This window comes from Leeuwenhoekiella sp. NPDC079379 (assembly GCF_044542075.1).
GTDB lineage: Bacteria > Bacteroidota > Bacteroidia > Flavobacteriales > Flavobacteriaceae > Leeuwenhoekiella.
Window position 1 is genome coordinate 106,239 of record NZ_JBITTU010000004.1, and the last position, 15,028, is coordinate 121,266.

Consider the following 15,028-nt stretch of genomic DNA (forward strand, 5'->3'; position numbering starts at 1 on the left):
GTATTAAAGATTTTAGTGAGCGTAATAAAATTACGTTATATCTTCAATAACTCGTGTAATAGAATTAAAGAGTAACTTTCTTTAGTTCGACCAAAAAAAAATGATTTGAAAAATTACGATTTAATAATAGTAGGTGCCGGACCTATAGGACTTGCTTGCGGTATTTCTGCTGCCAAAGCCGGATTAAACTATTGTATTTTAGAAAAAGGAGTTTTAGTTAATTCGCTGTATAATTTTCCTGAGAATATGACTTTTTTCTCAACCTCTAACTTACTTGAGATAGGTGATGTTCCTTTTGTGGCGCATAATGATAAGCCTACGCGTAAAGAAGCATTAGAATATTACAGAAGAGTTTACGATAGCTGGAAGCTCAATGTGATGCTTTATACTCCTGTGCAGTCAATGACAAAAAACACAGAAGGGTATGTAATAGATACACCTAAAGAACAGTTTACAACTAAAGCAGTAATTATTTCTACCGGTTTTTATGATACGGCACGTAAACTGAATGTTCCAGGGGAAAATTTACCTAAGGTGAAACATTTTTACGATAGTCCGCATCCTTATGTTAATCAAAAAGTGCTCGTTATAGGTGCTGCAAATTCTGCCTGTGATGTAGCTTTAGAGACTTTTTATAAAGGAGCTGAGGTTACTATGGCAATACGCAGTAATGAGATTTATCCTAAAACTAAATACTGGATTAAACCAAATATTGAAAACCGAATAAAAGAAGGTTCTATTAAAGCCTACTTTGAAACTTCAGTAAAAGAAATAAAACCACATAGTGTCATTTTAGATACTCCCGATGGAGCAATAGAAATTGAAAATGATTTTGTTTTAGCGATGATAGGTTACACACCAGATTATAGTTTGTTTGAGAAGCTAGGTCTCCCTATTGATGAGGAAAATGCTAAAAAACCCATTCATAACGCTGAAACTTTAGAAACCCCACTTAAAAATGTTTATGTAGCTGGTGTAATCAACAGTGGTATGAAAACCAGTAAGCTCTTTATTGAAAATACTAGGGTTCACGCAGATATGATAATTAATCATCTTAAAACAGAGTTGACCCAATTAGCGTAGAAAGTTAATAATGTCTTAAAGAATGTGTTTTTAAAAACCGAATCTTGTCGTACTCTCGTAAGTGTACTGTAACTAAAAAAACTTTACATATTATGAAAAAGATTAATTCAATTACTAAGATGATTATGGTAGCCTTTATGGCTGTAGGTGCTTTAGCAACTGCTCAAGACACTAAAATGGTAGGTGGTGCTGAAATGTATCCTACTAAGAATATCGTAGAAAATGCGGTTAATTCTAAAGACCATACGACTCTTGTTGCTGCTGTAACTGCTGCTGGTTTAGTTGAAACATTACAGGGTGAAGGTCCTTTTACAGTATTGGCTCCGGTAAACGATGCTTTTAATAATTTGCCAGAAGGTACTGTTGAAACTTTATTAAAGCCAGAAAATAAAACTGCTTTACAAGGTGTTTTGACGTATCACGTTATTGCTGGTAAGCATTCTGCAAAAGATATTATGAATGATATCGAAGAAGGAAACGGTACAGCAGAGTGGACAACAGTAAATGGTCAAACTTTAACAGGTATGGTTGTTGACGGAAAAGTAAAGATTAAAGATCAAGCTGGTAACGTTGCTACGGTAACTATCGCTGATGTAAATCAATCTAACGGTGTGATTCATGTAATTGACACTGTACTTCTTCCAAAAATGTAAGAATTTGCATATATAAAATAAAAAAGCGACCAGAAATGGTCGCTTTTTTTATGTGTTTTATTTTTGTTTTCAGATTAAGAAACAGCTTTTTTAATACGAGCCATAGCTTCAATAATTTGTTCCTGACTAGCAGCATAGGATATACGTATGCAATTAGGATTACCAAAAGCTTCACCAGTTACAGTGGCAACATTCGCTGCTTCTAAAAGGTACAAAGCAAACTCTGAAGCATTTTCAATCTTAGATCCGTTTAATGTTTTTCCAAAGTATTGAGATACATTAGGAAAAACATAGAAAGCACCTTCAGGCTCATTGCATTCAAAGCCCGGAATCTCGCTTAGTAAGCCTAGAATAAGTTTTCTGCGTTCTTTAAACTCATCTACCATATATTGTATCTTACTTACAGGAGCTTCAAGAGCTGTGATCACGGCACGTTGAGCTATACAATTTGCACCACTGGTAACTTGCCCTTGTATTTTATTGCAAGCTCTGGCAATGTAAGTAGGAGCGCCTATGTAGCCAATTCTCCATCCCGTCATCGCAAAAGCTTTTGCAACACCATTTACAGTAACTGTACGGTCAAACATATCATCAAACTGCGCCATACTTGCGTGACCACCTACATAGTTTATATGCTCGTAAATTTCGTCACTTACCACTACAATTTGTGGATATTTCTGGAGCACATCTGCAAGAGCGCGCAATTCTGCCTTACTATAAATAGAGCCACTAGGATTACAAGGAGAGCTATACCAAAGCATTTTTGTTTTTGGAGTGATTGCAGCTTCTAATTGTTCTGGAGTCATTTTAAAATCAGTTTCCATAGAAGTTTGTACTTCAACAGGAACACCTTCTGCTAGTTGCACAATATCTGCATAACTAACCCAGTATGGGCAAGGTAAAATCACCTCGTCACCAGGATTTAAGCAAACTTGAGCAATATTATATAAAGATTGTTTAGCACCTGTAGAAACTACAATTTGAGAGCGGTCATAAGTAAGATTATTGTCACGCTTAAATTTAGTAATGACAGCATCTTTTAATTCAACATAACCGTCTACAGGTGAATAACTGTTGTAATTATCATTTACTGCCTGTATCGCAGCATCCTTAATAAAATCTGGAGTATTAAAGTCTGGTTCCCCAAGGCTTAGACCTATGATATCTTTTCCTTCAGCTTTTAATTCGCGAGCTTTAGCAGCCATTGCAAGAGTAGCAGAAGTGGCCAGGTTGTTAATACGATCAGATAGTTGATTTGTAATTGTTTCCATTAAATAACTTATGATTAGGCTGATTGAAGATTAGGTTGCGTACCCATCTCTTTTAAATATTTGAAATGTGCGACAACTGCTTTACGCGTAGTTTTATACTCGTTATACGGTAAATTGAATTCTTTTGCAGTTTCTCTAACGATCTTAGAAATCTTTGTATAATGTATGTGGCTTATATGTGGAAAAATATGATGTTCAACCTGATGATTAAGACCTCCTGTAAACCAGTTTACAATTCTATTTTTAGTTGAAAAGTTAACCGTTGTAAACAATTGATGTATTGCCCACGTATTTTTCATAGTGCCTGAGTTATCTGGCAAAGGCATATCTGCCTCTTCAATAACATGTGCAAGCTGAAAGACCATACTCAAAATTACACCTGCTGTGTAGTGCATAATAAAGAAGCCCATTAGAACTTTCCACCAGGCCAGGTCTAAAATAATAAGCGGTAAAACAATCCAGATGCTTACGTATATAACTTTAGTAATTACCAGTTTTGTCCATTCTACTTTTGGATTAGGAAATTCTCCATATGATAACTTACGTTTCAAATAACGCTTCATCTGAAGGAAATCTGTAGTAATCGCCCAGTTAAAAGTTAAAAGACCATACAGCAAAATAGAATAATAATGCTGAAATCGGTGATGCTTATACCAGGGAGCGTGTTTTGAAAAGCGTAAAATTCTGCCTGCTTCTAAATCTTCATCGTGGCCGTGAATGTTTGTATAGGTATGGTGTAGCACGTTGTGTTGTACTTGCCAGTTATATACATTACCCGCAAGGATGTATATACTACCACCCATTATTTTGTTTACCCATTTTTTCTTAGAAAAGGAACCGTGATTACCGTCATGCATCACATTCATTCCTACACCGGCCATACCTACACCCATCACAATGGTAAGTAAGAGTTGAGACCACCCGGGAAGATCTAATGTAAGAAGCAAAAAATAAGGAGCTAAAAATAAAGAAAACATAACTGCAGTTTTTATAAATAGCTTCCAGTTACCAGTACGCTCTACATTATTTTCTTTAAAGTAGGTATTAACACGCTTATTGAGAGTTCTAAAAAAATTTGCCGAATCTACGCGTGAAAATTTTATTGTTTTAGGATTTTTCATAGTCTATCTGCTTAAAGTAAAGCTGCCATAGCAAGCACTTTACACCGCTACTTCAAAAATAAGATTTATATCTTTTTAAGGTATGTTATTACCGTAATTTAACGCTGTAAAACCTAATTTTGTTGCCATAAAAGTTGATTATGATTCTTGTAGACAAATATTTTTCAGATCTTGATGAAAATCAGATCCTTCAGTTTAAAAAATTAAACGAGTTGTATCAGGATTGGAACCTTAAAATCAATGTAGTTTCACGTAAAGATATTGATGAAATATACCTTAGACACGTTTTACATTCTTTGGGTATTGCTAAGATTCAAAAATTTAATCCCGGTGCGTCAATTTTAGATGTTGGTACAGGAGGTGGCTTTCCCGGAATACCGCTTGCTATTCTTTTTCCCGAAACACAGTTTCACCTCGTTGATAGCATAGGTAAAAAAATAAAAGTAGTAGAGGAGGTTAGTGCCGGTTTAGGTCTTACTAATGTAAAGATTACTAATGATCGTGTAGAAAATATTAACGGGCAGTATGATTTTATAGTGAGTAGAGCAGTTGCTCAAATGGAAACCTTTGTACATTGGGTAAAAGGAAAGATTGCAAAAAAGAATGAGCACCAATTAAAAAATGGGATTCTTTATCTAAAAGGTGGTGATCTTTCTGAAGAATTGAGCTTATATACTACGGCACAAGTTTTTGATCTTAAAGATTATTTTGAAGAAGAATTTTTTGACACTAAAAAAGTAGTGCATTTGCCACTTAAATTTAAAGGATAAAAAAAAGCGACTTCTTAAAGTCGCTTTTTAATTTTATGTGCGTAGCATACTATAGTATGTTGTATTACAACGATTACCAAATCTCTTTAGAAGATCCTGAGCTTTCTCGACTAGTGTTGTCTTTTGATCAGATTCGATCTCGAGTAAGGTGTCTTCTAATTCTCTTAGTTTTTCTTCAATCGTTTCAGGATCTTTTACTAAGTATAGTTTTTCTTTTTTACGCGTTATTTTCCGTTTACTCTTCTTCTTTGATACATCAATTACAGAGTAATTTACCTTCAAAACATACATTTTGTTTTCTTCATTCGTCATAGTCCTAATATTTTGTAGTACAAAGGTAAAAAAAACTATTCAATTAACCTTAAATTTATGTTTACATAACATTAAGGTAACATTGAAATAGTGAATTAAAAAAAAACTGCCATCTATTAAATGGCAGTTTTTAAGTTGTTTAGGTTTATTTATTCACCTAAAAAAGGATACCTGTAATCAACTGGTGTTACAAATGTCTCTTTAATTAATCGTGGAGAAGCCCATCTTAGTAAATTTAATGCGCTTCCTGCTTTATCATTTGTACCAGATGCACGTGCACCACCAAAAGGTTGTTGACCTACAACTGCTCCTGTACATTTATCGTTAATATAGAAGTTACCGGCTGCATTTTGAAGAGCTTGAGTAGCTTCTGTTATTGCGTAGCGATCTGTTGCTAAAACAGCCCCTGTAAGTGCATATTCACTAGTACCGTCTACAAGTTTTAAAGTTTCTGACCAGTCTTGATCTTCGTAAACGTATATGGTTACAACTGGACCAAAAAGTTCAGTTTCCATAGTTGTATATTTTGGGTCTGTTGTTAAAATAACAGTAGGCTCTACGAAGTAACCTTTAGACTTATCATAATTACCACCTGCTATTATCTCTGCATTAGCATCTGCTTTCGCCTGGTCAATATATTTTGCTAATTTGTCAAAAGAGCCTTCGTGAATCACAGCAGTAATAAAATTACTCATATCTTCTGGTGAGCCCATTTTAAAAGATTTAAGATCTTTTAAAAGTGAATCTTTTACTGCGGGCCAGATTGATTTTGCAACGTAAACTCTACTCGCTGCACTACATTTTTGACCTTGAAATTCAAAAGCACCACGAGCAATCGCTGTTGATACCTGTTGAGGATTTGCAGTATGGTGCGCAAGAATAAAATCTTTACCACCAGTCTCCCCTACAATACGTGGGTACGTTTTATAATTGTGAATATTTGCACCTATTTTAGACCAAATATCTTTGAATACGTGAGTAGAACCTGTAAAGTGAATACCTGCGAAATCAGGACTTGCCAGCACAGTATCTGTAATCATAACAGGATCTCCCATTACCATATTAATTACACCTGCAGGTACACCTGCTTCTTCAAAAACTTCTATTATAACCTGCGCGGAATATACCTGGCTGTCACTTGGTTTCCAAACAACAACATTACCCATTAATGCGGCAGATGCCGGTAAATTTCCGGCTATAGCCGTAAAATTAAAAGGGGTGATCGCATAAACAAAACCTTCTAGCGGACGGTATTCTACACGGTTCCAGGCTGCAGATGAAGATTCTGGCTGGTCTGCGTAAATCTCACTCATATATTGTACGTTAAAACGTAAGAAATCTATGAGTTCACAAGCAGCATCAATTTCTGCCTGAAAGATATTTTTTGACTGCGCAAGCATTGTTGCAGCATTAATTTTTGCTCTGTAAGGTCCTTGAATTAATTCTGCAGCTTTAAGAAAAATTGCTGCACGGTGCTCCCAAGGCATTTTAGACCATTTTTTGCGAGCTTCTAAAGCTGTTGCAATTGCTGCGTCTATATGTGATTTTTCAGCAAGATGATAATCACCTAAAATATGCTTATGATCGTGCGGAGGAGACATAGGCTTAGTATTGCCGGTCTCGATTTTATTTCCGTTAATATAAATAGGAACAGTTACTTTACTGTTGTAGAGCTCTTTATATGTTTTTAAAACTTCTTCGCGTTCTGGTGATCCCGGTGCGTAAGATTTAACCGGCTCATTTATCGCTACTGGTACTTCAAAAAATCCTTTAGACATGCTTAAATATTTTATTCGTATTCAATTTTTTTAGGCTTGAAAGATACAAAATATTAGAGGGAAGCACTATGTATATGTATGAAGGAATTTGAGTAATTATACAGGTTAATTCTAATCTAAAAGCCTGCTTTAATTAAGAATGTGAATTGCGTTGAGATTAAACAAAGGGATCTCTACTTTAAACTGCTCTGAAGTTGCAAAATTGATCATAATATAATGTCCGCGCATAGAACCGAATGGTGATTTTAATAAGCAGCCTGATGAGTAAGTATGCGACTCTTTTGGTTTTAAAACAGGTTTCTTACCAATCACTCCCTCTCCTACGACGCGCTCAGGACTATTGAGGGCGTCAAATATAAACCATGATCTACTTAAGAGTTGAACGGTGTCTTTACTCGTATTTGCTATGGTAACTTCATAACCAAAGGCATAAAAGGTTTCGTTATTTTTAATAAACGATCCTTCAAAATGAGTTTTAACAGATACCCGTATTCCCTTTGTGATTTGTTCTACCATAGTTTCTAGTAGGTTGCAGCGGTTACTAATAAAAATAGTATACCTGCAAATGTTGAAAGTATTAAAAATACAATATTTAAGAATAAGAACTTCGTAAGAGTTCTAAGATGCCCCTCTTTGTAGAATTTTTTTAATGCAATATAAAAATATACAGGGCCTACAAATACTAGGAATAATGAAGAGAATATTTCGTGTCCTAAAAAACTATCAGGTAGTAACGCTAATAATAACCCTAAAAAAACAAACGTGAACACGTGAAATATAAAAATTACATGTTCTATATAAGTGCGTTCTCGATAGATAAAAAATAGTTTTCTCAAAAAGCCTAGTACAGTTAAAGTAACAGGTCCTAGATAGGGAATGCTTGTAAGATTTTTGAGTAATTTGCTGGAGGTCCCTTTGATGCTTAGTTTAGCTGATTTTAATGATTCTCTTTTGAAATAAACAAGAACAAAAAATAAGGCAAAAACGGGGGTAAAAAAGAACAAAAATATAGGAATTTTCTTCGTTAGATAAGATATAAATGCAAGAGGTTCTTCTAGAATCCGATTATATGTAGTACTACGGTCGTAAAGCCATATGTTTATCCGGCTTTTTTTAAATCTAAGGCTGTCTAGTGCCTGTCGAGAGTTCTTTATGTCTGAAGTATTTGCAAAATCCTGAAATAAAACCAGCTTCTCTTTAGTGCGCCCGTAAAAGCCTTTACGGTTAATCTCGTTCTCTGGGGTGTACAGAAAAACTGGAGTTTCTGTTGAGTCAGCCTTAGCTTTAAGTTCATTATAATTCTCTCTATAATACTGAATAGAATCTAATGAGATTTTATAATCGCCATTATTAAATTGCGATGTCACTTCTTCTAAATTAAATCCTTCTTCACTAGTACTGCTGCGTTCGGGAATTATAAAATCTAAAAAGCCGCTAAGTAAAAAATAGATGATGCTAATACTCAAATAGAACCGAAACGGATTTGCATATGTTAGACGCTTACCGTTAACATATCGTAGCGTGATTTTTCCGGGTTTAAATAGTAAATCCTGAAGAGTGTACCTGATGCGTGAATCGTAATTAATTATACTGGTTATAAACTCACCAAAATAATTTGTTAAGGATAATTTTTTAGTGGAATTTAATTGACCACAGTAGGGACAGAATTGATGTGTTATTTTTAGTTTGCGTTCGCAATTTAAGCAGCTGTTGCCGCGATACTGAAGCTTATTTCTTGAAGAAAGGGAGATTTTTAATTTCAAGTTCTAAATATATATTGATTTTATCAATATTTAATTACGTCTTACATTAGAAATTGATGTAGATAGTGCGTTTCCTGATCCTACAAGTTCATCAAAACGAGCGCCGGGTGCTCTATAGTAAATAAGAACCGCATATTCATTCTCAGTTTGCCAGAAATCACCACTTACGGGATTGTTAGGTAGCTTTTTACCATCTTTAGAAACCACATATTGATAGTTGTAGTACCCTTGTTTCAGTAGGAGCGGGAGTTCATAACGTTGTGATTTTTCATTAAAAATCATTTTAGTGTTCTCTTCTAGTGTGTAATTATTGAAGTTTCCGTAGATGTAAATAGCTTCACCTTTGGGGCGTTTGGGATGTTGCAGGCTAAAGTGTACCCAGGCATATTCAGCATTTACTCTGGGGTCTGCACCCTGGAGGGTTCGAATCGCAAAATTACCATTAAGGTCTGGATTGTAGGTATACACAGTTTCTGCTCGAGTGATGTTTCCGTATAAATAATTATGGTATAAATCTAATAGCTCTACAAATTGAATGCGGTTTGTAGCAGCCCGTATGTCTTTATTGTCAAAATCAAAAAATTCATTACCTGCATAAAATGAAGTTTCAGAGTCATAACGGTATTGCAATTGATTTCCTAAGCTATACTGGGGTTTTACATTATTGATACTTGTGTTTAGATTATTATTCTGTATTAGTAATGTCTTTATATTTTTCTCGGGATTAACAAATATGGTCTCGCCAAGATCTACATTTATATTTACGACCTGCTTTTCTTCTATAAACTCAAGATTACGAGTGCGTAAAATCTCAACACCTACAGAAACTATAGGGTTATAAATCATAAATTTTCTAGAAAACACAATCTCATCTTCATCATTATAAACTTCAAGAAGGTAGTTGCCAGATTTTAAAAGTGCTGTAGTATTGCTATTGGGTATTTCTAATTCGTAATGGGTGTATAATTGTAATGTACTTACCGAATTTGTATAATTAAAAATACGTACATCGTCTATTCCTCTTAGATATTCGGTCTTTACGAGAACTGAAGGGGTCCAGTCATAATTATAATGCGTGATTCTATAATAGTAATTGGCCTCATCTCCTATGATATCGTCAAAGCTGAGGTTGAGCGTTTGACCCATGCGTAGGAGGGGAAGTTGACTTTGAGCGGTGTTTCCATAAAATTGCACCGATTTTATATAAGGTGGAGCTGCTATTTCGGTCACATTTTGACCTTGTGCAAAGCAGTAAAGGAAGAGCGTAAAAATTAACGAAAACGTTTTCATAAAGGGGTAGTCAAGATATTAGTCAAATGTAGCAAAATATTTTCCTTATTTGTAAACAATCTCAATAAGGAGCGAATGTGCATATTGCAAGCCTTTACTGGCAGGACATTGTTAAATACAGGCAATTTATGAATATTTTTAACCTGTAGTTTGTGTTATGAGCATGTAAAATTTGTAAATTCGCACTCCTCAATTCAAGCATATAATGGGTTGAGTTTAACAAGAACTTTAACATATACTTCCTATGTCAAAAGACATTAAGATCAAAAAGGGTCTTGATATTAAGTTAGTGGGTGAGGCTGAGCAAGTTGTCTCAGATGCACCCCGGTCAAGAACCTACGTGATCAAGCCTTCAGATTTTCATCTTGTAACTCCTAAGATGCTTTTTAAAGAAGGAGCTACCCTACAAGCAGGAGAACCGCTTTTCTACGCAAAGAAAGACCCTAGTATCAAATTTGTTTCCCCAATAAGTGGGACAATTACAGAAATTAAACGTGGCGCTAAGCGTGTTATTACAAGTATTGTAATAGAAGCTGATGGTAAAGATGCTGTGCGTGAATTACCTGTGCTAGACGTTAATTCTGCGAGTGCAGCGGTTATCAAGGAACATATTTTAGAATCTGGTCTATGGCCATTTATTAAACAACGTCCTTATGATGTAATCGCAAGTACAAAAACAGAGCCAAGCGCTATTTATATATCGGGTCACAACAGTGCTCCTTTAGCTCCTGACTATAATTTTATTTTAAAAGGTAAAGAGGCTGCATTACAGGCAGGAATTACTGCATTAAGTAAATTAACTTCGGGAAAAATTCATCTGGGTGTTGCTAAAGTTTCTGATTCTGTTTTTTCTAAATTGAGTGAAGTGCAAATGCATACGGTATCTGGTCCTCACCCAAGTGGAAACGTGGGTACTCTTATTAATAAGGTGTCACCGGTAAATAAGGGAGAAACGGTTTGGACGATTACTCCAGAAAATCTTGCTATTATGGGTGAGCTTTTCTTAACGGGTAAGTTTAATGCAGAACGTATTATTTCGGTTTCTGGATCTTGCATAAAAGCTCCCAAATACTATAAGACAAAAATAGGAGCAGAGGTTTCTACTTTTGCTTATGCGGCAGGCGTTGAAGGTGATAATGTACGTATGATTTCAGGAAACGTACTTACTGGAGATCAGGTTAATGCAGATGGGCATTTAGGTTATTATCATACTGAATTTGCAGCGATTCCTGAAGGAAATGACTATGAATTTTTTGGATGGAATAAACCTGTTTTTAATAAAATTTCTTCATCAAGAGCGCTAACCTTCTCTTGGTTATTCCCCAATAAAAAGTACGATTTAAATACAAACACAAATGGTGAGCACAGAGCTTTTGTGGTAACCGGAAACTATGAGGAAGTTTTTCCTCTAGATATATATCCGCTACAATTAATTAAAGCCTGTATGGTACAGGATTTAGATGCTATGGAAGCTTTAGGTATGTATGAAGTTGCTCCTGAGGATTTTGCGCTAACCGAGTTTGTATGTGTTTCAAAACAACCACACCAAGCAATCATTCGTAAAGGACTTGACTTAATGCACGAAGAAATAGGATAATAGCAATGGGATTAAAAGAAAAATTACACGGAATTAAAGAAGATTTCAAAGGCAAAAAAATGGCGCCTGCATTTAATGCATTGCATACATTTTTATATACGCCAGATGAAACTACGCACAGTGGTGGTCACGTGAGAGCGGTTGATGACTTAAAGCGTACAATGAATACGGTTATCATAGCTCTTTTGCCAGTTTTGGTTTGGGGTATTTTTAATGCAGGTTATCAACATTATGCTGCAGTAGATGCTGCTCAGGGAGTACTTAGAGAAGCAAGTTTATTTGGTAACTTTTTTACCTGGGATAACTTTATTATGGGTGCGTGGACGGTTCTGCCACTTGTTATCGTTTCTTATGCTGTAGGTCTGGGTGTAGAATTTATTTTTGCAGTTATTAAGGGGCACGAAGTAGAAGAAGGTTATTTAGTAACCGGGATGTTAGTGCCGCTTATAGTACCTATAGATATTCCATTATGGATGCTTGCTATCGCAGTCATCTTTGGTGTTGTAATAGGTAAAGAAGTTTTTGGAGGTACAGGGATGAATATATTAAACCCTGCGCTTACCATTAGAGCTTTCTTATTCTTTGCTTATCCTACGTGGATGAGTGGAGATCAGGTATGGGTGCATGGTGCTAAAGCAGCAGCAGGTGGTCCAGACGCGATTTCTGGAGAAACTATTCTAGGTTCTTATGCACAGAATTCTTCTGTTATTTATGATTTCTCAGATAAATTCTTTGGTTTTATACCAGGATCTGTAGGAGAGACTTCGACCTTTCTTATTATTATAGGAGGTCTTTTTCTTATGTTTTCTAAAATAGCGAGCTGGAGAATTATATTAAGCGCGATAGTAGGCGCCGCGGTTATGGGATTAATATTTAATGGCGTTGTTGATCAAGGTTGGATAGGTGAAGGAAATTCATTTTACGGTCTTATGAGTACACCATTCTGGGAGCATTTAATTATAGGAGGTATCGCTTTTGGTATCGTTTATATGGCTACAGATCCTGTATCGGGCTCTCAAACAAATACCGGTAAATACTGGTACGGTTTCTTAATCGGGTTTTTCTCAATTATGATTCGTGTGTTTAACCCGGCATATCCTGAAGGTGTTTTCTTAGCAATTTTGTTGATGAATGTTTTTGCACCTACCATTGATCATTATGTGGTTCAGGCAAATGTGAAAAAACGTATGAAGCGTTTAAAACTTAAAACTGCTTAATTATGGCAAATACAGATAAAAATAGTTACACACTCATCTTTGCAGTAGTGATGGTGCTTGTGGTAGGTTCTCTTCTTGCTTTTACAGCATCAAGTCTTAAACCTGCAATTACTGAAAATGAGCGTTTTGAAAAGCAACAGAATATTCTTTATGCAATGGGCATAAATGAGAATGTTGAAGGTGCCGTTAATTTTATTCCAACAGATAAAGTTGAGGCAGAGTTTAGTAAATATATTAAGGAGCAATTAGTAATTCAAAACGGTAAAATCTCTAAGGATTCTGCTGCATATTTAATAGATCTTAAAGGTCAGCTTGCAGAAGATAAAGAAGATCGTAAGCTTCCGTTATTTGTAGGTGAGAAAGACGGTAAAGATTATTATATCATTCCGCTATATGGTAAAGGGCTTTGGGATGCTATATGGGGTTTTGTTGCTTTAGACGAAAACTATGTAGTTCAAGGTGTTTACTTTGATCATAAAGGGGAAACTCCAGGACTTGGTGCTAATATTAAAGAGCGCTATTTTATGGATGACTTTACAGGTGAAGAAATTATGTCTGGGACACAATTTGAAGGAATTACCGTAGCAAAAGGTAATAATGATCCGCTTAACGATCGTAAAGACGATGGGAAAGTTGATGCACTTGCAGGAGCTACTATAACAGGAAATGGGGTGACGGCTATGATTAATAGTACAGTAAAACTATACATCCCTTATCTTAAAGATTTAAAAATATAATTATGGCATTATTATCTAAAAAAGACAGAGGATTACTTTTAGACCCTCTTGCAGATAACAACCCTATTACAATTCAGGTATTGGGTATATGTTCAGCATTGGCAATTACTGCACAACTTAAAGCTTCTATTGTAATGGGCCTTTCTGTTGTATTTGTATTGGCAATGGGTAACGTTGTTATTTCGCTAATGCGAAACATAATACCTTCTAAAATAAGAATTATTGTACAGCTTGTTGTAGTAGCTGCATTAGTAATTGTAGTTGACCAGGTTCTTAAAGCTTTTGCTTATGAGTTGAGTAAAACGCTTTCTGTATTTGTAGGTCTTATTATTACAAACTGTATCATTATGGGGCGCTTTGAAGCTTTTGCTTTAGGAAATAAGCCCTGGAGATCTTTTCTTGATGGTATAGGAAATGCTGCGGGTTATGCTTTAATCCTAATTATAGTTGGTTTCTTTAGAGAATTATTAGGTTCTGGTACTTTACTAGGTTTTAAAGTTCTTGGAGATCCTATTACTAAAACCGGTCTTTATGCTATAGGCTATGAGAATAATGGTTTTATGTTGCTATCCCCAATGGCTCTAATCGTTGTGGGTATCATTATATGGATACAGCGTTCTAGAAACAGTGCATTAATCGAAGAAAATTAAAGATTATGATTTGAGATTGTATCTCAATTCTAACTTCTTATATAAAAAAAATGGAACACGTAGAGTTATTTTTTAAGTCGATTTTCATTGACAATATGGTATTTGCAACGTTCTTAGGAATGTGTTCTTATCTGGCTGTATCTAAAAAAGTTACTACAGCTGTAGGTCTTGGAGCTGCTGTAATATTTGTACTAGCAGTAACGGTACCTATGAACTGGTTATTAGATCAATACGTATTACGTCCTGGAGCCTTAAAATGGTTAGGTGAAGAGTATGCGGCGTATGATTTAAGTTTTCTTTCATTTATACTTTTTATCGCTACCATTGCAACAATGGTTCAGCTGGTAGAAATTGTGGTTGAGAAATTTGCCCCTGCATTGTATACTTCATTAGGTATCTTTTTACCGCTAATCGCTGTAAACTGTGCGATTTTAGGAGGATCATTATTTATGCAGTCTAGAGATATTCAAACTTTAGGTCTTGCTTTTAACTATGGCTTGTCTTCAGGTATCGGTTGGTTTTTAGCGATTCTTGCAATTGCAGCGATTCGTGAAAAAATTAGATATTCAAATGTACCAGCTCCTTTAAGAGGGTTAGGAATTACTTTCATAATAACTGGTCTTATGGCAATTGGTTTTATGAGTTTTGGGGGTATGCTTACCGGTGGTGATGAAACTACTGAAGAAACAGACGAACTAGCGAAAGCTCAAGTAGAAAATACAGTTTCTGATTCTGAGACTGAAGTACCTTTAGCTGAAGTTTCTCAAGAAATAAACAACAAATAAT

At 35.4% G+C, this 15,028-nt stretch carries 15 protein-coding genes; 8 read left to right on the forward strand and 7 right to left on the reverse strand.

Features of this window, described 5'->3' with window-relative positions:
* Positions 1–105: 105 nt before the first annotated feature.
* A complete protein-coding gene (locus ACIGAM_RS08805; protein WP_396511093.1) occupies positions 106–1,083 on the forward strand; it encodes a YpdA family putative bacillithiol disulfide reductase in 978 nt (325 codons plus the stop codon).
* Positions 1,084–1,202: 119 nt separating this feature from the next.
* A complete protein-coding gene (locus ACIGAM_RS08810) occupies positions 1,203–1,736 on the forward strand; it encodes a fasciclin domain-containing protein (RefSeq protein ID WP_396511346.1) in 534 nt (177 codons plus the stop codon).
* Positions 1,737–1,810: 74 nt separating this feature from the next.
* Here ACIGAM_RS08810 and ACIGAM_RS08815 read toward each other — a convergent pair whose 3' ends face one another.
* Together ACIGAM_RS08815 and ACIGAM_RS08820 are read right to left on the reverse strand one after the other, a co-directional pair.
* The gene (locus ACIGAM_RS08815; RefSeq protein WP_396511094.1) at positions 1,811–3,007 is read right to left on the reverse strand and encodes a pyridoxal phosphate-dependent aminotransferase; all 1,197 of its coding nucleotides are present in this window, start codon (positions 3,005–3,007) and stop codon (positions 1,811–1,813) included.
* A gap of 14 nt (positions 3,008–3,021) precedes the next feature.
* Positions 3,022–4,128, reverse strand: a complete 1,107-nt coding sequence (locus ACIGAM_RS08820; RefSeq protein ID WP_396511095.1) for a fatty acid desaturase family protein — start codon at positions 4,126–4,128, stop codon at positions 3,022–3,024.
* Between the two features lie 140 nt (positions 4,129–4,268).
* Between ACIGAM_RS08820 and rsmG the strand changes: the two genes are divergently transcribed.
* Entirely contained in the window at positions 4,269–4,898 is a 630-nt protein-coding gene (gene rsmG, locus ACIGAM_RS08825) for a 16S rRNA (guanine(527)-N(7))-methyltransferase RsmG (protein WP_396511096.1), read from the forward strand.
* 33 nt (positions 4,899–4,931) lie between these two features.
* Here rsmG and ACIGAM_RS08830 read toward each other — a convergent pair whose 3' ends face one another.
* The 5 genes from ACIGAM_RS08830 to ACIGAM_RS08850 all read right to left on the reverse strand — a co-directional run bounded on the left by ACIGAM_RS08830 (position 4,932) and on the right by ACIGAM_RS08850 (position 10,041).
* Entirely contained in the window at positions 4,932–5,210 is a 279-nt protein-coding gene (locus ACIGAM_RS08830) for a hypothetical protein (RefSeq protein WP_396511097.1), read from the reverse strand.
* Positions 5,211–5,359: 149 nt separating this feature from the next.
* Positions 5,360–6,988, reverse strand: coding sequence for an L-glutamate gamma-semialdehyde dehydrogenase (pruA, locus tag ACIGAM_RS08835; protein ID WP_396511098.1), 1,629 nt, complete (start codon positions 6,986–6,988; stop codon positions 5,360–5,362).
* A 129-nt stretch (positions 6,989–7,117) separates the two neighbouring features.
* Positions 7,118–7,504, reverse strand: coding sequence for a Co2+/Mg2+ efflux protein ApaG (apaG, locus tag ACIGAM_RS08840; RefSeq protein WP_396511099.1), 387 nt, complete (start codon positions 7,502–7,504; stop codon positions 7,118–7,120).
* Positions 7,505–7,509: 5 nt separating this feature from the next.
* Positions 7,510–8,751, reverse strand: coding sequence for a DUF3667 domain-containing protein (locus tag ACIGAM_RS08845; protein WP_396511100.1), 1,242 nt, complete (start codon positions 8,749–8,751; stop codon positions 7,510–7,512).
* A gap of 30 nt (positions 8,752–8,781) precedes the next feature.
* Positions 8,782–10,041 (reverse strand): DUF5103 domain-containing protein, encoded by a 1,260-nt coding sequence (locus ACIGAM_RS08850; RefSeq protein WP_396511101.1) that lies wholly within the window; start codon positions 10,039–10,041, stop codon positions 8,782–8,784.
* Positions 10,042–10,285: 244 nt separating this feature from the next.
* On the opposite strand from ACIGAM_RS08850, the gene ACIGAM_RS08855 reads away from it, so the two are divergent.
* Genes ACIGAM_RS08855 through nqrE form a run of 5 tightly spaced genes read left to right on the forward strand, consistent with a single transcriptional unit; the run spans position 10,286 to position 15,027 of the window.
* Complete coding sequence (locus ACIGAM_RS08855) at positions 10,286–11,638, forward strand: Na(+)-translocating NADH-quinone reductase subunit A (protein ID WP_396511102.1); 1,353 nt, start codon at positions 10,286–10,288, stop codon at positions 11,636–11,638.
* Positions 11,639–11,643: 5 nt separating this feature from the next.
* A complete protein-coding gene (locus tag ACIGAM_RS08860; protein ID WP_396511103.1) occupies positions 11,644–12,855 on the forward strand; it encodes an NADH:ubiquinone reductase (Na(+)-transporting) subunit B in 1,212 nt (403 codons plus the stop codon).
* A gap of 2 nt (positions 12,856–12,857) precedes the next feature.
* The gene (locus tag ACIGAM_RS08865) at positions 12,858–13,592 is read left to right on the forward strand and encodes a Na(+)-translocating NADH-quinone reductase subunit C (protein ID WP_396511104.1); all 735 of its coding nucleotides are present in this window, start codon (positions 12,858–12,860) and stop codon (positions 13,590–13,592) included.
* Positions 13,593–13,594: 2 nt separating this feature from the next.
* Positions 13,595–14,242: an NADH:ubiquinone reductase (Na(+)-transporting) subunit D gene (locus tag ACIGAM_RS08870; protein WP_396511105.1), complete on the forward strand. Its 648-nt coding sequence runs from the start codon at positions 13,595–13,597 to the stop codon at positions 14,240–14,242.
* A gap of 50 nt (positions 14,243–14,292) precedes the next feature.
* On the forward strand, positions 14,293–15,027 hold the full coding sequence (gene nqrE / locus ACIGAM_RS08875) for an NADH:ubiquinone reductase (Na(+)-transporting) subunit E (protein ID WP_396511106.1): 735 nt from the start codon (positions 14,293–14,295) through the stop codon (positions 15,025–15,027).
* The last annotated feature ends 1 nt before the right edge of the window (position 15,028 follow it).